The sequence below is a fragment of the Ktedonospora formicarum genome, from assembly GCF_016587355.1.
Classification (GTDB): Bacteria; Chloroflexota; Ktedonobacteria; order Ktedonobacterales; family Ktedonobacteraceae; genus Ktedonobacter; species Ktedonobacter formicarum.
Window position 1 is genome coordinate 1 of record NZ_BNJF01000002.1, and the last position, 23,510, is coordinate 23,510.

19 protein-coding genes and 4 pseudogenes are annotated in these 23,510 nt (G+C 52.1%); 10 read left to right on the top strand and 13 right to left on the bottom strand.

Annotated features, from left to right (window positions below; translation table 11 throughout):
- From K3T82_RS19035 to wrbA, 5 genes and pseudogenes are all read left to right on the top strand, one after another.
- Positions 1 to 191, top strand: a pseudogene (locus K3T82_RS19035) (putative immunity protein); the annotation flags it as partial.
- A 426-nt stretch (positions 192 to 617) separates the two neighbouring features.
- Complete coding sequence (locus K3T82_RS19040) at positions 618 to 1,703, top strand: DUF4037 domain-containing protein (RefSeq protein ID WP_220195139.1); 1,086 nt, start codon at positions 618 to 620, stop codon at positions 1,701 to 1,703.
- Between the two features lie 166 nt (positions 1,704 to 1,869).
- Entirely contained in the window at positions 1,870 to 2,304 is a 435-nt protein-coding gene (locus K3T82_RS19045) for a MarR family winged helix-turn-helix transcriptional regulator (protein WP_220195140.1), read from the top strand.
- Between the two features lie 102 nt (positions 2,305 to 2,406).
- Positions 2,407 to 3,168, top strand: coding sequence for an SDR family NAD(P)-dependent oxidoreductase (locus K3T82_RS19050; protein WP_220195141.1), 762 nt, complete (start codon positions 2,407 to 2,409; stop codon positions 3,166 to 3,168).
- A gap of 22 nt (positions 3,169 to 3,190) precedes the next feature.
- Positions 3,191 to 3,808, top strand: a complete 618-nt coding sequence (gene wrbA / locus K3T82_RS19055; RefSeq protein ID WP_220195142.1) for an NAD(P)H:quinone oxidoreductase — start codon at positions 3,191 to 3,193, stop codon at positions 3,806 to 3,808.
- A gap of 271 nt (positions 3,809 to 4,079) precedes the next feature.
- Here wrbA and K3T82_RS19060 read toward each other — a convergent pair whose 3' ends face one another.
- From K3T82_RS19060 to K3T82_RS49945, 6 genes and pseudogenes are all read right to left on the bottom strand, one after another.
- Entirely contained in the window at positions 4,080 to 5,096 is a 1,017-nt protein-coding gene (locus K3T82_RS19060; protein WP_220195143.1) for an erythromycin esterase family protein, read from the bottom strand.
- Positions 4,994 to 5,380 carry a hypothetical protein gene (locus K3T82_RS19065; RefSeq protein ID WP_220195144.1) on the bottom strand — a complete coding sequence of 129 codons (387 nt, stop codon included), beginning with the start codon at positions 5,378 to 5,380 and terminating at the stop codon, positions 4,994 to 4,996. Before K3T82_RS19065 ends, K3T82_RS19060 begins: the two co-directional genes overlap by 103 nt.
- Positions 5,381 to 5,825: 445 nt before the next feature.
- Positions 5,826 to 7,497: pseudogene (locus K3T82_RS19075) on the bottom strand (nuclease/transposase family protein).
- A gap of 668 nt (positions 7,498 to 8,165) precedes the next feature.
- A complete protein-coding gene (locus K3T82_RS47760) occupies positions 8,166 to 8,543 on the bottom strand; it encodes an RNA-guided endonuclease InsQ/TnpB family protein (protein ID WP_307811174.1) in 378 nt (125 codons plus the stop codon).
- A 10-nt stretch (positions 8,544 to 8,553) separates the two neighbouring features.
- Positions 8,554 to 8,712 (bottom strand): annotated as a pseudogene (locus K3T82_RS47765) (transposase); the annotation flags it as partial.
- A gap of 494 nt (positions 8,713 to 9,206) precedes the next feature.
- Positions 9,207 to 9,332, bottom strand: a pseudogene (locus tag K3T82_RS49945) (helix-turn-helix domain-containing protein); the annotation flags it as partial.
- A gap of 301 nt (positions 9,333 to 9,633) precedes the next feature.
- Here K3T82_RS49945 and K3T82_RS19085 point away from each other — a divergent pair.
- Complete coding sequence (locus K3T82_RS19085; protein ID WP_220195148.1) at positions 9,634 to 10,581, top strand: AraC family transcriptional regulator; 948 nt, start codon at positions 9,634 to 9,636, stop codon at positions 10,579 to 10,581.
- A gap of 117 nt (positions 10,582 to 10,698) precedes the next feature.
- Here K3T82_RS19085 and K3T82_RS19090 read toward each other — a convergent pair whose 3' ends face one another.
- Both K3T82_RS19090 and K3T82_RS19095 read right to left on the bottom strand, forming a co-directional pair.
- Positions 10,699 to 12,054: an NAD(P)/FAD-dependent oxidoreductase gene (locus K3T82_RS19090; protein ID WP_220195149.1), complete on the bottom strand. Its 1,356-nt coding sequence runs from the start codon at positions 12,052 to 12,054 to the stop codon at positions 10,699 to 10,701.
- A 299-nt stretch (positions 12,055 to 12,353) separates the two neighbouring features.
- Positions 12,354 to 12,926, bottom strand: coding sequence for a TetR family transcriptional regulator (locus K3T82_RS19095; protein WP_220195150.1), 573 nt, complete (start codon positions 12,924 to 12,926; stop codon positions 12,354 to 12,356).
- A 149-nt stretch (positions 12,927 to 13,075) separates the two neighbouring features.
- Here K3T82_RS19095 and K3T82_RS19100 point away from each other — a divergent pair, with 149 nt between their 5' ends.
- Together K3T82_RS19100 and K3T82_RS19105 are read left to right on the top strand one after the other, a co-directional pair.
- The gene (locus K3T82_RS19100; protein WP_220195151.1) at positions 13,076 to 14,095 is read left to right on the top strand and encodes a Gfo/Idh/MocA family protein; all 1,020 of its coding nucleotides are present in this window, start codon (positions 13,076 to 13,078) and stop codon (positions 14,093 to 14,095) included.
- A 105-nt stretch (positions 14,096 to 14,200) separates the two neighbouring features.
- A complete protein-coding gene (locus K3T82_RS19105) occupies positions 14,201 to 14,530 on the top strand; it encodes a zinc-binding dehydrogenase (RefSeq protein WP_220195152.1) in 330 nt (109 codons plus the stop codon).
- A gap of 170 nt (positions 14,531 to 14,700) precedes the next feature.
- Here the strand turns inward: K3T82_RS19105 and K3T82_RS19110 are convergent, their stop codons facing one another.
- The gene (locus tag K3T82_RS19110; protein ID WP_338001098.1) at positions 14,701 to 17,259 is read right to left on the bottom strand and encodes a tetratricopeptide repeat protein; all 2,559 of its coding nucleotides are present in this window, start codon (positions 17,257 to 17,259) and stop codon (positions 14,701 to 14,703) included.
- A gap of 548 nt (positions 17,260 to 17,807) precedes the next feature.
- On the opposite strand from K3T82_RS19110, the gene K3T82_RS19115 reads away from it, so the two are divergent.
- On the top strand, positions 17,808 to 18,260 hold the full coding sequence (locus K3T82_RS19115) for a hypothetical protein (protein ID WP_220195154.1): 453 nt from the start codon (positions 17,808 to 17,810) through the stop codon (positions 18,258 to 18,260).
- A 286-nt stretch (positions 18,261 to 18,546) separates the two neighbouring features.
- Here the strand turns inward: K3T82_RS19115 and K3T82_RS19120 are convergent, their stop codons facing one another.
- From K3T82_RS19120 to K3T82_RS19130, 3 genes are all read right to left on the bottom strand, one after another.
- Entirely contained in the window at positions 18,547 to 18,987 is a 441-nt protein-coding gene (locus tag K3T82_RS19120) for a hypothetical protein (protein ID WP_220195155.1), read from the bottom strand.
- A gap of 442 nt (positions 18,988 to 19,429) precedes the next feature.
- On the bottom strand, positions 19,430 to 20,299 hold the full coding sequence (locus K3T82_RS19125) for an alpha/beta fold hydrolase (protein WP_236031557.1): 870 nt from the start codon (positions 20,297 to 20,299) through the stop codon (positions 19,430 to 19,432).
- Between the two features lie 153 nt (positions 20,300 to 20,452).
- Complete coding sequence (locus K3T82_RS19130; RefSeq protein ID WP_220195157.1) at positions 20,453 to 20,641, bottom strand: hypothetical protein; 189 nt, start codon at positions 20,639 to 20,641, stop codon at positions 20,453 to 20,455.
- Between the two features lie 435 nt (positions 20,642 to 21,076).
- On the opposite strand from K3T82_RS19130, the gene K3T82_RS19135 reads away from it, so the two are divergent.
- Positions 21,077 to 21,466, top strand: coding sequence for a hypothetical protein (locus tag K3T82_RS19135; RefSeq protein WP_220195158.1), 390 nt, complete (start codon positions 21,077 to 21,079; stop codon positions 21,464 to 21,466).
- Positions 21,467 to 21,752: 286 nt separating this feature from the next.
- Here K3T82_RS19135 and K3T82_RS19140 read toward each other — a convergent pair whose 3' ends face one another.
- A complete protein-coding gene (locus K3T82_RS19140) occupies positions 21,753 to 23,468 on the bottom strand; it encodes an HAD family hydrolase (RefSeq protein WP_220195159.1) in 1,716 nt (571 codons plus the stop codon).
- Between the last annotated feature and the right edge of the window lie 42 nt (positions 23,469 to 23,510).

Genomic DNA, 23,510 nt, shown 5'->3' on the forward strand with positions numbered 1-23,510 from the left:
CGCACGAGCTTGGAGCGGCAGCCTACGCAATCAAGGCAGCGCGTGCAGCCGCTCCTGAAGGCGAGAGTGAGAACTCCGGACGGCTCGAGTGCCAATGGCAGCGTGACCAACTCCCTAACGCGATCCGCGAACTGGTCCTGGATGATCAGCGGTTGCGAAACGACATCTGCTGGTTGGTATTCGACTGCTAATCAACTTTTAAGAAGTATATTGCTTGCCTCAGTGTTTGAGCATAACATTCTTTGCCAAAAAGCTGACAGAATGGCAAACCTCATCTTGAGCATACGCGATATGGCACGCAACAGTGGGCGGTCAGTACGTTGTGAGCAGAATCTCGCATAGAGGTCTTGACATCTAGCATGCTCTTCAGTTATTATAAGATAAATCAAGCAAAGGAGGGCTATTCCCATGAAAACTCTATCTCTGCACCTCAACCTTCTGGAAGGGACCCTGGCTTGAGTTTTGAGCTCCCACTATGTGCGATAGTCGAGAGCATCGCTCTCTGGTGAACAGATCAGCCGGACTCCTCTAAAGTCGAGGGAGTCTCTGTACTCCTGCCTCCCCTTCCTTTCCAATTCCTCGTCGATTTCCCACTGACTTTGTGGAAAGGAATAACTATGCCCGTTTTTATGTCCGGTCTTGAGTTGAGCCGCCGTTTTTTTCACGAGGCGGTTCGTCCGTTGATAACCTCCGTGTTCCCCGACCTGCGCTATGCTGCCGCCCTGCTTGGTCAAGGCAGCGAGGTGCTTGGTTTCGACAATGAGCTCTCTGTTGACCACGATTGGGGTCCACGTTTGTTCATTCTCCTACAAGAGGAAGATATCGAGCAAAGGGACGCGATTGGCGGCCTATTGAGCCACAGCCTCCCTGAAACATTTGCGGCGTATCCTGTCTCGTTCCCGGCCCCTGTCGAGCCAAGGATGCGCGTTATGAGCAGGCCGCTTTCCGGACCGATCAAGCATCGTGTGATTGCGATCACTGTACGCGACTTTGTACGCATTCAGCTTGGCTACGATCTGACCCAACCATTGGAGGCTGCCGACTGGCTCACCTTCCGGTCGCATGTGCTAGGCGAATTGGTTGCCGGGGAGGTCTATCAGGACGAGGTGGGTGAACTCACAGCGGTCCGCACACGCTTTACCTGGTATCCTCATGATGTGTGGCTATACCTGCTGGCCTGTGGCTGGCAGCGAATCGGGCAGGAAGAGCATCTGATGCCACGCGCTGGCAGTGTGGGGGACGAGCTTGGCTCGGCACTCATCGGCTCGCGCTTGGTGCGCGATATCATGAACCTATGCTTTCTGTTGGAGAGGCAGTATGCTCCCTACCCCAAATGGTTTGGCACTGCCTTTGGGCGATTACACAGCGCACAGGAGCTCACGCCCCTCCTCTGGCGCGCCCAGATCGCGAGCTCCTGGAATGAACGCAGCGAAGCGCTCACCAAGGCGTATGAGGTGCTAGCCCGCCTACAGAACGAGCTAGGGGTATGTCGAACACAACCATCGACTGTATCTCACTTCTATGGCCGTCCCTTTCCCGTCATTCACGGAGGGCGGTTCGCTCAAGCTCTTGTGGCGCAGATTGCCGACCCGGCAGTCCGACAGCTTGCGGCAGGGCGGCTGATTGGGAACATCGATCAGTGGAGCGATAACACCGATATGGGAGGAGTGGCGCGAGAAAAGCTTCTCCAACTCTATGGGTAACTGAGATTCACTCGCGGTGAGGCGAAACTTCCTCTTTCGTCTCACCTGCAGTTTCCCACGATGGCGACTGCATCCGTCTAAAGATGTGGATCATCGCTCTCTTGACAACATGCATTCATGCTAGGTATACTACACATCAGCTAACCGGTTAGGAAGAGAGTACAGCATGAGTGATTTCATCGCCTTCTTCGCTCGCGTGGCGGGCGAGACAAAGGAAGCCTGCCAGCGCAAACTCCACCCATATGGTATCTACGCTGGACAGAATTTTCTCCTCGATCTCCTCTGGAACACCTCAGAGGATTTAACAATTGGAGAGATCGCGAGTCGACTGCATGCATCTGGGGAGTCGATTACCCGAACTGTCCGACGCATGAGCCAGCAGGGGTTGGTTGAGAAGTATCCGCATCCTACGGATGCCCGTCAGGTGATTGTCAGGCTGACCCCCAAAGGCAAAGAGCTTCAACAACTCGTTCCGCACGCGATGTCAGAGGTCGAAAAGAAATTGTTGATGAACATCTCAGACGTGGAGCGTGCGCTCTTTGAGCGGGTTCTCCAACAAATGCTGCACAACCTTGAGCAAAGCACGGCGCAAGAAGACTGATGACGAGCCACAAATCACGTTGGCTCATCTTTTTACGCATATATATAACCGGTTAGTTTTTTAACCTATTAACTAACCGGTTAGAGAAGTAAAGGCATAGATATGGAACTAGGCTTAACGAATCGGGTTGTCCTGGTGACAGGAAGTTCCTCAGGCATTGGTCGGGCAACCGCTCTTGCCTTTGGAAGAGAAGGTGCCTGTGTGGGAATTACCTATCGTTCTCAACGTCAGCAGGCTGAAGAAACGGCGAGACGCGTGATCGAAGTTGGCGGTCAGGCAGTCGTCATTCCCTATGATCTGGCACGTGAGGAAACGATCAAAGAGGCAGTCAAAATAGTGGGGCAACAGTGGGGCCACATTGATGTCCTTGTCAACAATGCCGTCCAGTGGGGATCACTTGAAGATATGAGCAAACGCTTTGAGGAAGTGCCAATGAGCAGTTGGAAACCAACATTGGATCTCCAGCTTTCAGGTGTCTATCATACCCTGCAACAGGTAGTGCCTCTCATGCGTGCCCATGGCTGGGGAAGAATTGTAAATATCTCCTCCAATGTCGCTGAGGATGGGATTCCTGGCACTGGTGCCTATGCCGCAGCAAAAGCAGGATTACATGGTCTCACACGCGTGCTGGCGCGTGAGCTGGGACCAGCGGGGATTCTTTCCAATGTTGTCTTGCCTGGCTTCACGCTAACCGAACGCAATCGGGATCAGTTCCCGCAGGCTATGCAAACCGCAGTCGCGCAACAAACGCCCACTGGACGACTGACAAAACCGGAGGATGTTGCGGCCCTGATCGTGTTTCTTGGTTCGGTGGCCAACAGTCATGTGAATGGAGAAACGATTCGTTGCACTGGCGGTATCTAATAGAAAGCGCAAGAAAGAAAAGATGCATATTCTCGTTCTCGTCCACTCACAAGGTGGCAACTGTTTAACGCTGGCCGAACATGCTCAAAGAGGCGTAGAAAGTGTGCCAGGAATGAGCGCTCAGTTGAAACGAGTTCCTGAACTGGAAACAGAGGAAGGCTTGCGTGCCCATCCCTGGACGGGACATGTGTACGCAGAACGTATCCATCCGCTTCCCGTGGCGCGTATAGATGATTTGGCGCACGCTGATGGGCTGATTCTCGGCTCAGGAACACGCTATGGCGGAATGTCAGCAGCCATGAAAGCCTTTTTGGAAAAAGCGAGCCCCCTATGGAGGAGCAATGCCCTGCTTGGTCGTCCTGCCGGAGTGATGGCGGTGGCTTCAACCCCACATGGGGGCGTTGAACAGGCCGCTTTGGGGATGATGGTGCAACTGATGCACCTGGGCATGCTCATGGTGCCATGTGGCTATGCGACTCCTTTGCTCCAACGTACAGGCTCGCCGTATGGGGCGATGGCAATTGCCGGTGGGGCCGCAGGCCATGCCCTCTCCAAAGATGATCTTGACGTGGCTCATTACCTGGGACAGCAGGTAGCAGAAGTGACGCTTCGACTTGGCCCCAAGCAACTCCGAGCGTAAAGGGAAAACAAACCCAAAGACAAACATGCAGAAAACGGCTCTCTGATGTCCTAGACACCAGAGAGCCGTTTTCTGCATGTATTTTTATCCCTACAATAGGCAAATCAGGAGACTGCACCTCTGAACTCTCAACAGTAGAAAGCTCTCTCATAACCGTTTTGACTTTCATCCTCTACAACCCAGCTCGCGCTTCTGTGGTAAGAGCTTCTTTGTGCTTGATAAAAGGCAAAAACAGGACCCTGCTTTTCGTTGATGGCTTGACACCAGCCTTCTAAAAATGGCCCCACCCGTTGTAGGTTGTTGTATCCAGGACAGCGAACCAATCGAAATCGGTGAAGCTTTGAACACCCAGTGGTTCTATATAGCTTCTGTTCTTCTTACTGCCAGAGCGAATCGGAAGTGCCGCCATTTCCTCTGTAGGCAGCCCTTGCCCTTGATGGGTGGGAATGAATCGCACCGGCCCAGGAGCAGATGTGAGCCGCGCCTCCAGTGTCCCGGCTTCTGGCTGACCAATCCCGTTGGCTGACGATTCGCCTACCGCTGAGCCGATAACGACATAGCGGCGACCAAGCATTTCATGAAGATACGATCCAACGGGACACCAGCTCACCGTCTCATTCCCCCATTGCCATTGTACCACTCCACGCTTGAGATGATTATTGTGGGCAAACACCAAGACATTACCTCGTCCCTGTTCGCGAGAGGCGATATACGTTAGATTCTCTGCCATCATTGCGGCACGGATGCCGAGGAGTCTCTCCTGGCGTTTCATCGACGGTTGCGCGAGCGTAGCATGATAGTTCAGGAGGTTCCGAGCCATCACGGCATAGTGAGTGGCTACCTGATAGCGGCGCTCATTGCTCTTCGCGATGAATTCGGGACGGCGCACGAGTAGCTCTGAAATCAATTCCTCGGTCTCGATCCGCAATGCAGTAGCCTCCGGTGATCGACCTATTGCTTGCGTCGGATCGAGTACGGCAGCCGGACTTTCCCAGGCCGCATCCTGTCCTAGTAGTGATTCAATACGGCTTCGGTACTCCTGAGCCAGGGACTCATCAACTGAGCAGAGATAATCAAGTACAACGTGCAATGTCTGACGGGGGCTATCTGTAGTCATATCGGTTGGGCTATCGAAACCGTAGAACTGGAGTTTTCTCTGGTGCGATGGATCAGCATTGTAGTGCCTCATCCACTCGACAAGTTCTCGATTCGCTTCAAGTGTTCCAAACCCGTGGCTAAATCCAGTCTCCTGCACCTCTTCATAGGAAACCGGACCGCGACCAAGCACATAGTCGTTGACGATGGCCCCCGAGGAAAACTGCTCTCAATGGCAATAGCGCTGTAGCCATGGGCTTCTACAAGGCGTTGGAAGAGTTGATTGCGAAGGGCAAGCAGCTCTTCCCCTCCATGAAGTGCTTCTCCAAAGCCAAGCAATACTACTTCATCGTCGAGTGTGCTGATCACCTTATCGACGGCGGCTTTGAAATCTGGGCGAGCATCGAGCGAGCATGGGATTGCCTCGGCTGCAATCCAGTCGTCGAGTGTCGCAAACACTCCTGCTGCATACGTCATGGATCTACTCCCGGTGTTTTTGCTATAAAAGCCTTCCAATACAATCTTTCCCTCTTTATTCCATGCTCTCATCTACTGCTCTCGAGAGCATGGGAGCAAGGATAAATGAGACGCTCTGCAGGCTTTGACAGGTCTCACAGGAGGCTGCATGCATGCATCTGCGATCCAAGCTGGCCAGCTTTTTCTAGATCACATCTCTACAGTACAACACAGATGCAATAATAGAGGGTAGTGAACTACGAGCATACGCCTGGAGAGCAATGGATCTCAAAATCACTCAATATACGTGGAGTTCTGAAAGATAACGTGGAGGGTATATCACAAAAAAGCCTCAAACTCGGACTTGATGGTTTTACATGATGCTTGACTACACCATACTCGTGGATCTTTCTAAGGCTGCTGAAATGAGCCTCTCACCAGATCGTTTTTACAGGAACCAGATTATTCACCAGAACTGAAGCACCCCGTGCTCAAGCAGCGGGGGTTCCAGAGGTTCGTCCCACGCTTCCAGCTCCTCATCCTGAAGATGAAGAACTGGCTCTAATGGAGGTTCCTCTGAACTTTTGGGCAGACGCACTCTGGCTCGGGTTAGGCCCAAGCTTCGGGGCAGGACCTGCCCCTCTTTCGCACGTTGGATGAGACGCTCGTGTGCTGCCCGCAGGCGCGCCTCCGCACCTTCCCAATACGCCTGGTATCGGGCACACGAGGGGATGGGGTCTCTTGGATCAAGGTAGGCGGCCAGAAACGCTGAGTAGAGATCGCGCTGCACGGGACCCACACCGCAGGCACACTGATGCCAGCGCTCTGAGAGCGGCTTCTTAACCTTCTTGCCACAGCCATGACACCATTGGCTCAGAGCCGTGGTGCGTGTGGGAACGCGCCACCAGGATGCCGCCCGTACTTGCAACCCCCAAAGGGGGCACGGCGGTGCGTTTCAACAGTGCTACAAACATCCCTGGTGCTCTCAGCCCCACACTTGTGCCAAATTGCTTCTGCCATGCCTTGTAGGAAATCTTTTCGAGGATGATGGTGCTGCCCAGCGCCATCACCTCATGGACTTTACGGCCATGCAGGCTCTTGCGGTGCGCCGCCAGCTTCCTCTCTTTGGTGGCCTTGCGTCGCCTGATCGCTTGGTAGCGCTTGCTCTGTTTCCACCGCAGCTTCTTCGTACCCTGCCTTCTGATGCGTCCCTTCGCGTCGTAGTGTTCTGGGTTGCCTGCTCGCCGCTGTCGATCCATCTGTCGCTGCAAACGGCGAATGGCTCTCTCATCAGGTGCCAGTTCCGCACAGAACACCTGCAGACTGGCCTCCCCCTCTTGGGGAACGAGCGCCAGAGTTGAGGGCCCCAGATCAGCGCCAACGGCCCCTTGTCCAACCGTGTGCTTGGGCTTGCGGTGAGGCGTGCCCTCCAGGACGAGCTGCACACAGTAGCGATCCCCTTCTGCATCGGCTCCCGCCGCTCTCTTGCTGCTGGCGGGACGCTGGAGGAGGCGAGCGTACTTGATGCGATGTCTCAGGCCATGACACACCACCTCATCCTGCCAATCGATGAGGGCTGGCAACCGGTTCCCGTTCCAGAGCAGAAACCCTGCGTTTCCCTTCTCGGGTGGCTGCAGGACAAAGCGCAGACCGGTGTCATTGCGCTTGTTCTCGATGCTGGAGAAGCCTCGCCCTCGGCTCTTAAAACGCACTCGCCTGGCGTGGCCGAGGCAGACACGATTGAGGGCACGGTAGGCGCGGGTCGCCAGGGTTTGAGCCAGCACCGCCTCAATGTGCTCAGCGATCCACCCAACGCGCAAGCCTTTGACCGCTTGATGCAGGGCGGCTTCGGTGAAGCCATGGGCTTTGCGCAAGGCAGAGAACGCCACCGCTCGCTCTGCCTTGTGGGCGCGAGGAAGGGCACGAGCCTCCTGCCAGGCGGGATCAGCTCTCATGCAGCGCAGACGTCGTTGCCCGAGGGAGAGGATGGCATTGGAGAGCTGGCGGGCCGCTTCCAGATGGGCACGCACCCGCTTGGACTGTCCCTGGTTCACCACGAGGGGCAGTTCCAGCAGAAACGTGGGTGTGCGGACAGTGGTTGCTTGTGTGTGGGTGCTTGCAGCCTGAGGCTTCATCATCCCATCTCTCCTGTGCATGGCGCTTTGTGAATAGACCATCTGTTCCATAGAATAGCAGCATGGAAACATCTCGTCAAGTGCCCCAACATCCGCTGTTGCGAGGATCCGCCCCTCCCCTCAGCCTTTCAAAGAACGGCGATGCATCCCTGCCATCAATGAGCAGGGCTTTCTCGCTCGGTTTCTTGTAAAGTTGCAAGATGTTTATGAAAGTTTCCGCATGGCGTTCCTCTCACAACAATCCATCGATCAGGGCCATAGCTTACTTTATTGATCCCAAATATATATTAGCAGCCTCACGAGATAACCTCTGAGGCTGCTATATCATGGGCGATAACTTCTAAGTACTGCAACGCCAAGATGGATATGCTCCTCGGACCATTCGTCATATCCATCAGATTCTTCGGCAAACTTTTCATGATGCGCTCTCTTTGAACCTTATCTCTCACAACATCTGTTCCCAGGTCCATCCTCCTCGTGTTCCCAAAGAAGCACCGGCTCAGACGCGAACTTCTCCATTGAAGGCGGATACCGTTCTCCGAAATTGACCCAAACATGGACAGGCCATACTCAGCATTCGGTTCCTGCTTCAGCGCAGACAGCAAGCCTTTCGCTTGTCTTACATCTGCTCCACAGGCGTCACTTCCCGCAGAACTTGCGGTACGCTCTGTTCATTGTGCCAATGCTGCGAGATTGTTGGCAGCGTTGGCATCTCGGTCCTGGACGTTTCCACACTCCAGGCAGGCAAAGACCCGATCCGAAAGGGTGAGCGCCTCATTGATCCAGCCACAACACGAACAGGTTTTTGAGGAGGGCTCCCAACGGGAGGCCAGCAGCACCTGTACCCCTGCCTGTTCGGCTTTGTAGAGGATCTGCCGCTTGAACTCGTACATGCCCACATCGGCAATGGCTCGGGCCAACCGGCGATTCTTGAGCATACCTGCAATGTGTAGATCTTCTAGGACGATCACACTCGGCCGCTCTTGATCGGGCGCGGGTTCTCGCCACGATCTGAGCGGTCGCTTGGTGCAAGGCGTTCTGGCGAACATGGGCGATACGGGCGTGCATCCGAGCAAGTCGCATGCGTGCTTTCTTGCGATTGACACTCCCTTTGGGCTTGCGGCTGTGGCGTCGCGAGGCTCGCTTGAGGGCGGTGATCTTCTTACGCAATGCCTTGGGATTCTCGAAGGTCCGTCCATCAGAAAGCGTTGCCAGCATGTGTATCCCAGGTCAACGCCAATGGCCTCGCCTGTGGCTGGTCGTGGGCCTTCTTCTTCCTCTCCCAGAGGTGGCAAATCATCTGCATGGGACGCATGGTGCACACAGATCGACACAGACCATCTGCCAGCTTTTTCGCTGATGGTCGCGCTGGTGATCTTGACAGTGGTGGGCAAATAGCCATGCTCTTTAAGCCGAAGGACTCCTAGGCGAGGGATCTGGATAGCATCATGAAAGACCCGAATGGTGCCGGTGAAGCGGCATCCTCCAATGGCTTTCTTCCGGCTTTTGTAGCGGGGATAGCCACACGTGCCTTTCCATGTGCCCGCTTTTTTGAGCCGGCACTTGCGAAAGAAGTGCTTGAAGGCGGCATCCAGGTCACGCAAGCCCTCTTGGAAGGCGCACTTGCTGACCTCGCGCATCCAAGGCTCAGAGGGCTTGAGAGCATTGATCTCGCGATGCAGATCGATGGCGGTGGGCGTTTTCTGCCCGGCTTTGTAGGCCTCTTGTTTGCGGCGAAGACCGTAATTGTAGGCCCAACGAGCGGCTCCAGCATGTTTGCGGCAGCGCGTCTTCTGCGCGTTATTGAGGTCAAGTTCTCCCCGATACCCACGGATCATCCGGTTGCGCTTCCTCCCTCTGTATCGTAAGTAGAACAAATAGACCAGAAAACCACAGCTTTGGCAAGGAGGGATAGATGTCTCTATTTGCCTACACCTGTCTCAAGAAATAAAAACTAACTATAGCCCCCATGAATGTGACGGTTGTGAGGCTAATCTTCCAGGGCGACCACCTGGCTACGCTACCCGTCCTGGCACTCACGATGCGCAAAGAGAAAATTTCTGACGTCTCAATCAACAGGGTGGTGAACATCATATGGTATACTCTTGAGAGTAACATGAGAGAGCGTGAACGATCAGCATGAATGAACCATCAGCTATTTCTCAACAGACACCAACAAGAGCATCCACAAACCAGCTCACCTCTCCGCTTCTCTATCTCTCCAGCACAGAAGCAGGCTGGGAAGGGCTGGTCGCACAGGCGTTTTATGAGCCATTGGAGTATGAACCAATGGAGCGCGCGGACGTGGTAACACCCGCCACACAAAATATTTCACTGGTCTTATTTACGGGCGGAACAATGTCCATGGCGCTGCGTTACACACATGGTCCCTGGCAAGAGCTCCACCTCCACCATAAAGACTTGATTCTAAGCTCTGACGAAGACACTCCCAGTGAAGCACGCTGGAAGATCCTCTCCTCTGTACCGGCCCGCACCTTTCATTTGCACTTGAGTAGGGATCTGCTTGCTCGTACCGCCGAGGAAGTGGCAGACTTCGATCCCACGCACCTCTCTCTGGTCCGACGTACCGGCTTTCACGACCCACTACTGAATCAGATCGCTCTTACTCTCTGGCGAGAACTAGAACACCCCTCTCCCGCCGGAAAACTGTATGCGCAAAGCGCGGCTCAACTGCTCGCCGTTCATCTCTTGCGCCATTATTCGTCTGAAGGAAAAACCTTCAAAGAACCTTCGCAAAGACTGACGCATCAACAAATGAGGCGGGTGATAGATTTCGCTCAGGACCATCTCAGCCAAGACCTCTCGCTTGAGGCACTGGCGAAGCAAGCTGGCTTTAGTGCCTATCACTTTGCTCGCCTGTTCCGCCAGACGACGGGAGAAAGCCCACACCAATTTGTGCTGCGCCAGCGGATCGAACGAGCGCAAGGGCTGCTTAAAGAGAGAGATCTGCCTCTTGCTCATGTCGCATTAGAGAGTGGATTTGCAAACCAGAGTCACCTGAACCAGGTGTTCAAACGCTATCTAGGTCTCACGCCACGAGCCTATAGACAGCATCACTCCATCTGAGCAGATTGTTAACAACACCGCACGTATCTTCAAGATTTCCTTAGTCATCCTTTCGCTACGGTATCGATTCAGATCATGGCAATCGCCTGCCGCGATGGGGCAAATGCGTCGCTGTACCTACCTAGCCACCGTTATTCTCATAAATGCCGGAAGCACCTGCTCCATAATCGCTTCTGGCGAGAGATTATACGCGTCTACTAATTCGTGCAATCTGCGCGAATCGTCAGTGCTCGTCTCCTCCTCAAGCAACAGAGTAAGAGTCGAAGCATTAAAAACCTCTTTGGGAGGTACCAGCAAGCCATTCATTAAAGCTAATTTCGCAACTGTGGGTTGACACGTTTTGAGCGCTGAAGCAGGTGCAACAGGATGCTCAAGCGCGTATTTGAAATAGAGATCAAGATAACAATGAAGCAATTGCACCCCTTGAGGCCCCTCTTCTCCTTTATATTCAACACCAGAGCCACGCAGATCATTGAGTGCGCTCAGCCACCAGGCTGAAGTAATCGCGGCTTCTTGCATACGTTGGAGCGTACGACGTTCAAAATCAGGCTGAGGATTACGCTGTTGCTCTAGTAAGGCACCCTCTAATGTTTCTGCCTCAACAGCAGCAACGGTCATTCCTTGCCCATAGATAGGATCAAAATGGCAGAAAGCATCACCCATGACCAGCAGCCCTGCGGGCCAGCGTTCTACTCGATCATATCGATGGCGTTCACATATCGGTACTCGATATCCCCTTGGCGTGGTAAGTGGTTGAGCCTGCTTCAAAGCATCTGCGATCTCTGCCTGCACCAAATGTAGATTTGCTAGTTCTTGCTCAAATCCATGCACATCTGTCGATGGGAAATGCCCTCCAATGCCAAATAACGTTACCCATACTCTATCGTTTTCAATAGGGAGGATACCCACCCCCATTTTTCCCTCTTCCTGCATCTCATCGACTACAATCGTGCCCACATCTTCTATTATTTGCTTCGACGCTTTATAAAAACGTGTGCTGTAGCCAATTGAGGAGATAACCTGTTCATTTTCAGGTAATTCATATCCAAATGCTTGTAACCATTGCGTAAGCTTAGATGTGCGCCCACTCGCATCAATCACCAACTCCGCCGTAATAGTGGCATGCTGATCTATCTCGCCACGTGGTCGCAAAGTAATACCTGTAATGGCTGCATTGTCAGTGGAAATTCGCAGGCCAAGTACTTCCTGGCCCTCTAAAATGCGCACGCCAGGTAATATCTGAACACGCTGACGGATTGTCTGCTCTAGTAACGCTCTGCTACAAGAAACATCTTTCTCTGGTTGAAAACTCTGAAAAACACCCCATTTTTTCACCATTCGAGCAGTTTTTTTAAGGATCGGATAACCACCCACAGACGGCAAGTCGTCGATATATCCTGGAAACAGCCGCTCAAGGATCACTTTGCCACGTGGCAAAAGACGATGAACATGGAAAGCCTGTGGAGTACCCACGCGAGCCTCAATAACGAAGACTGGAAGGTGAAATCATCGAACCATGTCCATATAACTGCAGCTGTTGGAGGTGAGATTTGCATCTTGCGAATGGAAATCCTTGAACTCTATGGGAGAAAATGGAATAACGAAGTAGGCGGGAAAACTGGTAGAAATTGATGGTAGGTGATGGCAATTGCCTTTCGTCAGGCGTTTCATACTCGTTCGCGCACTCCCAAATCCCTCGCGTGAGCAGATGCGAGGGATTGGGAATGAGCCTGGAAAGCAGCTTGGCGGCTTCGCGCTGTTGTTCGGTCTTTTTATCCCCAAGGACCGAGGGCGACTTTGAGTTCGTCAAGTGACTCTCGGAGAAGCTCTGACAACGTTCGCCAGCCTGGTTCACTGATCCAGCGGACGTATGCAACCTTCGAGACCGCGCATCCTGTTTCAGCGATCAAACTTGCGGTTGGGTCGGTGACCCCGCGTTGCCGCAACGCTTCGGCTATGGCACAAGCCAGTGACGCCAACTTCAGTGACTCACGTTCTTGCAGTTCTGCATTTGCAGCAATAACCGCCTGTCGCTGCCGCAGGAGTTCTCGACGCTCCTGGGGAAAGGTTGCTGCCATGGCATCGAATGCGGCAACCACCATAGTGATTGGGGCAACTCGATCAGGCTGGCTGGCGATTGTATTGACAACCAGCTCTTGCAACATGGCCTGGCCCCAAAATAAGACCTCGCGCTTGTCAGCGAAGTAACGGAAGAAGGTGCGCTCGGTGAGGCCAACCCGTTCAGCGATCTGCGCTACCGTTGTCTGCTCAAAACCACGTTCCCGGTACAGGTCCAGTGCAGCCTGCTCAAGTCGCCCCCTGGCATTGGGTTCCCATCGGCTCATATGTTCAACGCTCCCTTCATGACAGTGATTGACATCACTATCATTCGATATTATACTAGTGATGTCAATCACTGTCATCACTTATGACCTTTTCCCTATTAGAAAGCAAAAAACATCTGTAAGGCACAAGCAGAACAGGAGAGCCACATATGGAGACTGTGCGCATAGGTGTTCTCGGCGCTGCGAACATCGTTCCAGCAGCGCTGATTAAGCCAGCTCAGCAGGTTGCCGAAGTCACAGTGACAGCGATCGCTGCACGTGACATCACACGTGCGCAGGCATTCGCAAAAAAACATCAGATTCCCCACGTCTTTGTTAGCTATGAGGAACTGCTGAACGATCCCAACATTGATGCAGTCTATATTCCACTCCCTAATAGCCTGCATGGACGCTGGACGATACGAGCACTGGAGGCTGGTAAACATGTACTCTGCGAAAAGCCATTTGCCTCCAACGCCGTAGAGGCTGAACGTATGGCTCAGGCTGGGCAGCAGAGTGGGCTGATCTTGATGGAAGCTTTCCATTACCGTTACCACCCGCTCGCAGCTCGTATGAAGGAGATCGTTAGCAGTGGAGAGTTAGGCACTCTTCGTCGTATTGAAGCATCACTTTGTTTTCCCCTCTTTTCTCGTAACGATATTCGCTATAACCTCGCACTAGGAGGCGGAGCCACTATGGACGCGGGCTCCTATCCCATCAATCTCTTACGCTTCTTGAGCGGGGAGGAACCAGAAGTTGTGCAGGCAACGGCAAAGCTGGCTTCCCCAGGCGTTGATCGCCGCATGGACGCCGAGCTGCGCTTCCCCAGCGGGATCACAGGCCATATCAGGGCCTCGATATTCTCCAGCGATCTCTTGCGCATCAGTGCACGCATCACTGGTGATCAGGGTCACATGAGCGTACTGAACTATATTGCACCGCAAGCCTACCACCGCCTGACCGTGAAGACCGCCAGAGAGCACCGGACAGAACATGTGGCAGGAGACGCCAGCTATACATATCAACTACGAGCCTTTGCCCAGGCCATCAACGATGGTACACCAGTACTGACCAACGCCAACGATGCGATTGCCAATATGCAGGTGATCGACGCAATATATCGCAAAGCAGGGCTACAGCCGCGCATGAGTGCAGAAGATAGTCCCCAGCCCACTCCAATAGCAAATTGACATGCTCCCCATACCTGGAGGACAAGGGATTCCTTGAATCACCTCGAGATTTCCTGCTTCGCTGAGGCTTGCCTGAACGAGACGAACCCTTTTCAGGTTTTATAGATGAGTTCGATACGTGTAGTAGTCGTTGACCCATCCGTGACTGGTCGATTACTGAACAAGCGCGTGTTAATTACTGGCTCCACTGGTGGGGTAGGACTCTTCGCGTATCAACTCTCCAGGCTCAGTGGTACCTATATCACCGGTACTGCTCGCCAGGCTCGCCACGAGGCATTAGTACACGAAGTGGGAGCCAATGAGGTGATCGTTGGGGATAGGCTTGCGCCGGCGCAAGCCTATGGCCCTTATCATCTGGTTATCGAATCGCTTGGTGGGAAAGCACTTGCCACCAGGCTCTCTCTGCTAACACCGGGAGCATCTGTGTTACGATAGGCTAGTCAGCAGCAGCAGAGGCCATAATAGATGTCATGAATCTCGTTCGTGCTGGAAGAACAACCCTCTACGGGCTGAATAGCGGTACAGAATTAGAGAGTCATATGCTATCTGAATATCTCGCCAGGCCCGTGCAATTGGTGGCCAGGCGGCAACTGAGCATAAAAATGCTACTCTTTTTCGACTCTATGATTGTCAACAAGAACGCTGTACCACGCATCCACTTCTTGAGTCAGATGGTGATCCACTTGGATGAGATTGGCCTTGCTTTCCTGAACCAGGCTTTGAACTTCACAGAGTTGCCCATCTTGCTCAGCAATTTGGGCAAACCCAAAGAGTGCTAACCCTAGTAACATAGGTGCCCCAATGACCTGAGCACGCTGGTGCATCTCAGTAAAGATCTCCTTGGCTTTCGTCGTTTGCCGTTGTTTGAGGGCAAGAAAACCAACCTCTCCGAGTGTTTCCCCAATCAACCATTGGTGTCCGATCTGGCGCGCGATCTCTAGACTCTCCTGCAAGTATTGTTCCGCTTGAGTAAGGCGGTTCTGATGGCGCAACATCATGCCGAGATTCTGGAGGACCGAGCTGATTCGCATCTGATGGCCTATCTCTCGAGCGAGTTGCAAGCTTTCATAAGAGAATCGAATGGCCTCATCCTGCCGCTCTTCATACCAGGCGAGCATACCCAGATTCATCAATAGTGCGCTCTCACGCTGCTGATCACCCAACTCGCGTGCACACGCTAACCCTTCCTCATAATGTACTACAGCCTGGGCATAGTGACCATAACGCACTGCCTGAGATCCCAGATTTTGTAGCAGCGCACTTATCATCTTTTTATTTTGCGTCTGGCGGGCTATAGCTAGCCCTCGGGTATAGAAAGAGAGCGCTTCTGTGCTCTTCCCAAGAGTATCAGCCAGTTCGCCAAGATACTGAAAGACGAGGCTGAGAGAAGCCTTATCATCGAACCCCTTCAGTGCCTGCAAACCTTCCAGCAGATAGCGCTCCGCCTGGCCGCTTATATCTGTTTCGCCCAACGCTCCACCAACGAGCACCAGCAACTCCCCTAGAAGTTGCTGATGTTGGAGTTCTCGAGCCAATTCGAGTCCCTCAAAATAGGCGTGCTGCGCGTGCTGCACCTCGCCACGAAGTGTCGCCACGTTGCCGCTGAAAAGCCAGATGCGTACCAATCCCTCGCGATCTTGGAGCGCCATCGCCGCCTGCTGCCCCCATTGCACCAGGGTTTGAGCCAGAGAGTAGAGCCTCCTCTGCTCGACGAATGGCTGCAGGGCCAGAATTCCTCGCAGCAAAAGTGAATAGCGATGCTGGACACAGGCTCGCTCCAAGGCATAGATGATCAAGGGGAGATCTTGGTTCAAAACATGGAAATCCTGAGCGTATGTCTCTACAAAAGTCACAAAAAAGATGGTGAAGCGTTCCTCTACTGCAGAATCAGGCTCCTGGAGCTGAGTATAATCGAGAATGGTCTGATGGACCCGATAACGGTCCTCCTGGCAAACCTCAACCAAGCCGCTATCAACCAGCACATCAAAGGTCTCTGCAGGAACGTTGCAGATCGCAAGAGCAGCCTCTTCAGAAAAACTATGTGAAGTCGGTGCCATAACGGATAGAGCAAAGAGCGCCCGTTGAGCAGGGAGAGGAAGCTGCTGGACACTCACATCAATTGCCAGACGCAAGGAGCGCTCAGTACCCAGCAGAGAACCTGGTTGGGAATCTCCTACAGCTTTTGGGATGGCAACCTGAAATCGAGCTTGCAAATCTTGATGAAGTTGCTGAAGCGTGCGTAACAGGCGGCGTGAAGAGCTATAGAGCGATTGAGTATGCATAAAACGTCCCAGGAGCGTGAGGGCGAGCGGAAGGCCACCACATGAGCGAACAAGTGCTTCTAGCTCTTGTGGATAACATTGAGATACTTGAGGAGCAAGGTGGGAAAGGAGATCGTGGCTCGCGGCATCAGAAAGGGGCAGAAGTGACGTCACAGAACTTGGGGCAATAGTATAGGCGAGTAAAGGGGAGCGTGTTGTGACCACATAGCGACAGCGATTTCCTCCCACTTGCAAGGCGACGACGTCGGACACATTCCAGGTATCGTCCAAAATAAACAACATCTGGCGTGTATGCATGCGTTGATGTACCCAACGAGCTACTGTTTCAGGGCTCGTGACGGTTTGGGCTTCAGAAGGAGTAATCCCCAAGAGCGTTGCCCACTCACTCATAGTTTCCATGAGCGATGGGGTAGGTCCCAGGTCAACCCATATGACCCCATCACAAAATTGCTTCTGGATTAGAGGATGGTGTGCGAGGGCAATCGCCAGGGATGTTTTGCCTACACCAGGCAGGCCAGTTATCACTTGTATGCTTTCTGGGTTGATACACAGATCCTGAATAAGCTGTACGAGGCATTCTTCCCGACCAGTAAAATAGGGATTGCTACTATAGGGAATGACCCAACACGGAATATCTGAAGGAGGAGCAATTGGCAGATCCTGGGCATGATCTTTAGGCTCTGAGAACAACCCCAGTTCATGTGCATTTTTGCAGAAGAGTTCGCAAAGCTTAGTGCGAAAATATGGACCAGGTGTAGTAATGCCTGCTTCCCAGCGACTGACGTTCGGTCGAGTTGTACCAAGGCGATCAGCAACCTCTTGCTGGGACCACTGCCGCATTTTTCGTTCCTCAATGAGACGCGTTCTTGCAGATTGCTTCACGGAATGTTCTTCCTCTCCAACTTAAAGAGAGTTCACCAAAATGATACGAATGATACACTCTTTGAAACATATGCTACCCCTTTTGCGCTCATTAATCAAGCATACTTGAGATAGAACAGATGCCAATTAAAAGACGCTCAAAGAGGAAGATATCTCATTCTGTGAGATGTGCTTCCGAGAGAATCGAGGGTGACCTAACCTCTCCCGAAAACGCTCTTCGTTTTCCCGCAGAGTCCTGAGATTGGCACATTATTTACTGCCAAAGGAAGGAGGGATGAAGAAATAGAAAGAAGAAAATCATGTGCCTAGCTAAATAAGTACTTTTCCTGGTAAAAAAATACTTATTGAATTCTTGCATATTTTTCGCGCAAAATCTATTTATAAGGAAAGGCGTGGAACAGCCACCAGATTGGGCTTGTTCAAACCCCTTTCCAGGGTCTTATTGCCCGGCGAGCAGATTCACTGAAAATGCAATAAGGCCAGAACTCAGGGAAGAGGCGCCAACAATTCTGTTGTTCGGTTAGCACTTTGAAAGGATAGCTATTCCTATGTTTGGAATGGATGCCAGAAAGAGAAGCATCGCTCGGATTTCGCTCTTTTTTGCGGTCTGTGGACTGCTCGGTTTTGCCCTCACCTTTGTCTCTACCCCAACAGCACGTGCAGCATCGCACAGTGGTGTCTGTATTGAGAGAACTTTAGCGTCCAATAAGGTTTACGATTCATATGGTCACCTTCAGGGTGTTCTCATTCTTGCCAACAATACCTGTGGTGATGAAACATTGGCTCAGTTTCAGGGAAACACAAATACATGGAAGACAATCGATGTTTACGTTGAGTATACCAACAAGTATGGTTACCTGCATAACGGTTATGGGTATTCACCGAACATCATAGCCAATTCACCATCGTATTTTGGATACGATTGTTACTATGCAGAGATTGCTTTAGTCGACAATAAAGGTAATTGGAACTGGTATGGCACCTCAAATGCCTGTGCATGAGGAAAATATTTGGGTCACCCTGAAGTCTTGGAAGTCAAAACCCAAGAAATAAGCAGGAGTCCATTGAACGGCCATACTACAATCATACAAGCACTGAGGAGCCCAATGGCCTGACTCCCCAGCGCTTGTATGATTGTGATCTCTCAACACAGCATCTTTGCTACAACCGCACTCCTCTTAGCTCTTCGGCGATGGCACCAAGATCCAGAGGATGCACGCCTGCTCTCTTTTCTTGCCCCTCACACTTTCTCTTGATCGGTGATGAAAGCAAAAATTTGTGCTGGTGTTAAAGAAGCATCGATACATGGAATTCCACGGTTTCTGGCTTCCGTTTCTTGCCACTGGCCCATAGAACCTCGTTCATCAGATTTTTCCGGGACGAATGCATCAGCCGTTCTTTTTGAAGATTTGCTTCAACCTGTAGGAAATAGACTTTCTCGAAGAGATCAAACATCGCAGTGACATTCCCTGATCCTCCAAAAAGATACACATCAGGATATTGAGCTAAAAAAGTTTTTAAAAACGTCCTACTCCAAAGGAAAGAATAATGCTTCGTGAATACCTCTTCCGCACTTTTGGGAGAAGCCACTTTCTTTCCATCTCGATCATACCAGGAAGATAACCCATCTATCTCATCAGCGTCAAAAGCGTTGATACCTGACTTTCTGAGTGCAGATGAGACATAGGTTTTTCCAGCTCCTGCAGGGCCAAAAATCAATACTTTCATGACCTCATTGTATCATCTCACTTCACAGTGAGTGAACCAAGCATAGGGGAATGAAGTGCAATAGCTATCATTTCATCTAACGCATCTCATCTAACAAAGCTTGAAGAGATACGCTTCCACACTTACGTTGCCCTGATACACCATACTTTTATCTCATGCTTATAATGTTATATAAGGTAGGCTGTATCTGAAGCGAGGATGCTATCTACCCCAAAAAAACATTCGTTTGTTGGAAAATAGCTTTGCTTCTGTGGTCAACAGGGCTTTTTGTGGTAGGCATCGTGACTGGGACAAAGACTAGAAAAGTGGTAGTAGGGGTGCCAATTTCTTCTGGCGCGAAAAGGATACAACAGACCATTTCATTTCAGGTGTTGGTTTGCTTCATATCCAACACCTGAAATCAGATGTTCCATCGCTAAGACATCGAAGCTCTCAGAGGCCTTCAAACAGTTGGAACGCGATCCTCGTGAGCAAAGAACATGTGCAAGTCTTTACTAATACGCTCTGGGGCGCCTTCATCTGGTCCGTCATGACCCAGGTCCGCGTATTCGATCCGCTCAACTCGTGGCAATGTGTTCTCTAATGCATCGACAGCCTCATGCAAAAATGTAGGACTTTTCCCGCCGCCCAGCAAGAGGACCTCCGCGCTTATAACCCTAAAGCGTTCGAGGGTTGAGTCCGTTTCTATGCTTAGTTGTATGTCTCCTCTCAGAAGGGGTATGAGCACTTCCAGAGGAAGTGCGTTGGGTTCAAGTGTCCCTTTCTCTTTCCGCAGAGTCGATTTTATCAATGGAAGCAGCAACCAGCGCGGCAGACGATCAACTTCCTGGCTGATCTTCAGCCCTTTAAGCGAGGTTACCATTGCCTGGGCCAACCTGCCCCTGGCGACCTCGCGTTCATACGCTGGTATCCACGATGTAGGGAGAGAACCATTGAGCGAAAGGGCCGGATCGTACACGGCCACTCTGTGGATCGATGGCAGTGTCAGCGCAGCACACAGGGCGATGAGTCCGCCAGAACTACTCCCAAACACAAAGTGGGCGCCTGTTCTGGCAAGAAGTGCATCGAGATCATTGCAATGGTTGGCAATTGCATTCTGGTTGTCATGTGACCCGCTAAGGCCACGTCCTCGTCTATCGGGAAGATACACCGTAAAAGCGCTCGAAAGTGCGATGGCTAGGCGCATATAGTGCTGCGACGTCTGCATACTCCCGTGCAGGAGTATCAGCCCTGGCCCTCTTCCCAGTTGCCGGTATCCTATAAGTGTACCGCCCGACAACACCGTCTCTGTCGTGTAGGGCACCTGTGACATGCTCACGCTTCCCTTCCTTCCTGAACGAGGGAGAAGCCAGAGTCCCAGTCCTGGCTTCCCCCAGATTAAACGTTCACATACTGTCAGTTGTAGTATCGTTTCGCGCAAAGCGCGGATTGGCCAGAAACGTCAGCGGTATGGCAAAGCGTTAGATCAGCAACGCTGCACGACCAAAATCTTCCCCAGCCAGCGCTGCTTCAATTGCTTCTGGTGGCGCTCATACCACTGACTCGCGTTGCTCCTCAGTGCGCGCAACGCAGTTGCCCCCCAGGCGAAGCTATGCTTCATGTTGCATGGCCTGTGGGCACAGGCCATGATAGCGATATCACTGCCGACGCCCAACCTCTCTCCATGGAGAGGTTGGGCTGCTTTCTTATGAAACAAAGAATTGAAAACGTGGCTGGTGAAGATCATAACCACAGAGCGTTGTTTGAGGAGCTTCTATCAAGCAACACGTCGCGCTCATCCCTCTGGCAAAGTTGCTCAAAGGAGAGCTCGAAACCCCTCCCCTATCTGGGTCATATCATGGCCCCTTTTCTGCCAGCAAGCATATTGATCGTTATATATGCTAGGGGGACGGATGGTTCTCCATTCCTGCATCTCGATAAAAATCAGGATCTCTAAAAAGGATTTATTATGAGTGTCACACAACTCTGTTCCAAGTGCCAGAGACCAGTACCTGCGGAAGCCCATAGATGCCCTCATTGCGGCTCCTCCTTGCAAGCACCGAATCATGGCCTAGACAGGCAGTCACAGATGCACCAGGTGTCTTCATCAGTGTCAACAACGCCATCGCATGCCTTACCTACCGCACTTGTGGCAGATCACCTGCCCGAACTACTCAAGCAGCTCGACTCTGCTGCAACAACGAATATTACTATCGCCAGTGCATTGATTGCTTTCTATGCTGGTTCTATCTTCTCTGGCAAGGTGAGTGCCGATGCGCCCTTACGTGCTTTTATCTATGCTCTACCATTGATTTTATTGTTAGTCACGATCATTTTTTCGGTGCGTGTATTCTACCCTGAAGGCTACCTCAACCATAATTACAAGGAGCAGTTCACGACGAAGCAGTTGCGGATGCGTTTGAGTACGCTTTTTCTGGAAATCTCCATTGCCCTGGTGGTACTGGCGATTTTCGTCTATTTGCTACGCCCTGGTGCATAAGTAGATAAGGCAATGGGAATGCCAAGGATTTTTGCAAACAGTGAGCACACAAGCATGACAGGAAAATGGCAGCCAACATCTTCCCCTTGCTTCTCTGAGATTTTGCAAAAAACCTTGTCGTCCCCTCTGGCCCACCCATTTGTGGCGATTGCTTAATTCGCTCTCAACAACCTGCTCTTCTCTTGTGGCGAAAAGAATAGGAAGCGCGGACCGAACGTCCGGAACCCCGTTGCTAAATCACGGGAGCTCGCAGTGCCATAGTCATGCTACCTAATTGGCTGCTCTATCAATCAGGTAGCGTATATTGCTTCTCTATCGAGATGCGGATGCGTTCGCGGCTCTCCAGGGGTGATAGATGCTTGTCATGTTCAATAACTTCCGTATCCTTTGCTAATTCCTCATCCTTGATGATCTGACGAAACCAGCGCGAGTAGTCGCCTTGATGCAGATGAAAGAGCCAGGTCTCGTCGTCAAGGCCTTGCGCGATCTGTGTAAAGATCGTAAGGTTCTGCGCTCGTAGATTGAGCTTCCCTTCCCGTCCCCGGAAGTAGAAACTGATGTCCTCGCCCAGGCTACCTTCAGCGTATTTGCGGCGATGGCGATGACGCTCCTGCTTCGGAGGCATTGGATACATACGTAGAAGCTTCTGGTGCGCTGTACGGAACCAGACAATGGCTTCATCGCCTTGCAGATCACCGAAGTCTGAGAGGTCCAATGGTTCGTCTCCAACCGCTTCCTGAAATGCTTGCAGAGTGGAACATGCTTCGGCTCCAATACAAATCACCGTGTCAATGCCTTTAAGAACCTCTTGAGAGACATGCTCGGAGTGGGATGTGATAAATAATGTGCTGCAAAGCCGGCGTATCCCTTCCAGCGGCGCGGCATTCCAGTTAGGGGGGAAGAGATGGTGCGCCTCATCGAACAGGAGCCAGTGTGGATGCCCCAGACGCAACTGCAATTCTTCGATGTTGGGGAGGAGTCGTTGGCTGAAGAGCGGGCGCTCGGTGAGAGGGCGCCCAAGCAAGTTGACAATGGCGCTCTGATCTGGCTGCTCTAAGACCTGAAGCAGTTCACCAACACTCGGCTCTCGTTGCGCATCGCCAAGCGTAATCGCCTCCTCAAAGGTCTCGTAGTCACCTTCCGGGTCGATGAGACAGAACTGGTACCCCTCCTCCGCGAGTTGTTCAAATAGGCTGAGAGTGAGGGTTGATTTGCCGCTTCCCGAGGTCCCTGTAATCAAGACATGGCTACGGCTTGCGGGCAGTAATACATGATCCCCTCCTGGTCGTGTTCCCAGATGCAACATGTGTCGCTGTGAACGCTGGTCAATGTCACATAAATCGGTAGCGAGCAGATGTTCAATCAATTCGACCACGCCTTTCCCGTGGCCGGCTGCGGTTGTGTAATCAGCTTGCTCTTTGAGCGCTTGCAGCGCATTCGCAACAGTTACCGAGCAGGCGCAGCGTGTCAAGAATGAGTGATCGTTTTCGGCATCCCCTACCCCAACGACGTTATGCCGCGAGAATTGCAGGCGTTGAAGGGCGGCGGACAAACCACTCCCTTTATTGATCCCTTCCGGCAGGATCATCACCGCCCCTTTGTTGAAGATGACCTGTAGCTCTAACCCCATGTCGCGAATGACGGATAGGACGGTCGTTTCGTGAGGGTGCCAAGTAGAGGCAATAACCTGTCCAGTATCTAAGGGGGTCACCCCGCGCTCATGTAGTGCCTGGAGAAAGGCAAATGGAGGTGGTTCACCCAGTGGATATTCGCTAGAGGTGGCAGGATGATAGAGTAGCGCGCCATTCTCGGCCACGACATACGTAAAGAGATCCAGGCGTGAAAAAGTCTCTTTCAGATCGGGTAGGAGTCGCCCAGTTACCAGAAGCAGAGCGCGACCGGAGGTCTTCACCTTTTCTAGAGCTTCAATTGTACGCGGATCAACTCGACCATCCCGCGCCAGGGTTCCATCATAATCACAAGCCAGTGCGTAATAGTGCATGGATCTCTCACTTCCATAGGTAAAGATTCGCTATGTATTGTA

What these genes read in the sequence shown, in the direction of transcription:
- K3T82_RS19040 (WP_220195139.1), top strand. Translation starts at nt 618, where the DNA reads ATGCCCGTTTTTATGTCCGGTCTTGAGTTGAGCCGCCGTTTTTTTCAC.
- K3T82_RS19045 (WP_220195140.1), top strand. Translation starts at nt 1,870, where the DNA reads ATGAGTGATTTCATCGCCTTCTTCGCTCGCGTGGCGGGCGAGACAAAG.
- K3T82_RS19050 (WP_220195141.1), top strand. Translation starts at nt 2,407, where the DNA reads ATGGAACTAGGCTTAACGAATCGGGTTGTCCTGGTGACAGGAAGTTCC.
- wrbA (WP_220195142.1), top strand. Translation starts at nt 3,191, where the DNA reads ATGCATATTCTCGTTCTCGTCCACTCACAAGGTGGCAACTGTTTAACG.
- K3T82_RS19065 (WP_220195144.1), bottom strand. Translation starts at nt 5,380, where the DNA reads ATGACGTATGCAGCAGGAGTGTTTGCGACACTCGACGACTGGATTGCA.
- K3T82_RS47760 (WP_307811174.1), bottom strand. Translation starts at nt 8,543, where the DNA reads ATGTTCGCCAGAACGCCTTGCACCAAGCGACCGCTCAGATCGTGGCGA.
- K3T82_RS19085 (WP_220195148.1), top strand. Translation starts at nt 9,634, where the DNA reads ATGAATGAACCATCAGCTATTTCTCAACAGACACCAACAAGAGCATCC.
- K3T82_RS19095 (WP_220195150.1), bottom strand. Translation starts at nt 12,926, where the DNA reads ATGAGCCGATGGGAACCCAATGCCAGGGGGCGACTTGAGCAGGCTGCA.
- K3T82_RS19100 (WP_220195151.1), top strand. Translation starts at nt 13,076, where the DNA reads ATGGAGACTGTGCGCATAGGTGTTCTCGGCGCTGCGAACATCGTTCCA.
- K3T82_RS19105 (WP_220195152.1), top strand. Translation starts at nt 14,201, where the DNA reads ATGAGTTCGATACGTGTAGTAGTCGTTGACCCATCCGTGACTGGTCGA.
- K3T82_RS19115 (WP_220195154.1), top strand. Translation starts at nt 17,808, where the DNA reads ATGTTTGGAATGGATGCCAGAAAGAGAAGCATCGCTCGGATTTCGCTC.
- K3T82_RS19120 (WP_220195155.1), bottom strand. Translation starts at nt 18,987, where the DNA reads ATGAAAGTATTGATTTTTGGCCCTGCAGGAGCTGGAAAAACCTATGTC.
- K3T82_RS19125 (WP_236031557.1), bottom strand. Translation starts at nt 20,299, where the DNA reads ATGTCACAGGTGCCCTACACGACAGAGACGGTGTTGTCGGGCGGTACA.
- K3T82_RS19140 (WP_220195159.1), bottom strand. Translation starts at nt 23,468, where the DNA reads ATGCACTATTACGCACTGGCTTGTGATTATGATGGAACCCTGGCGCGG.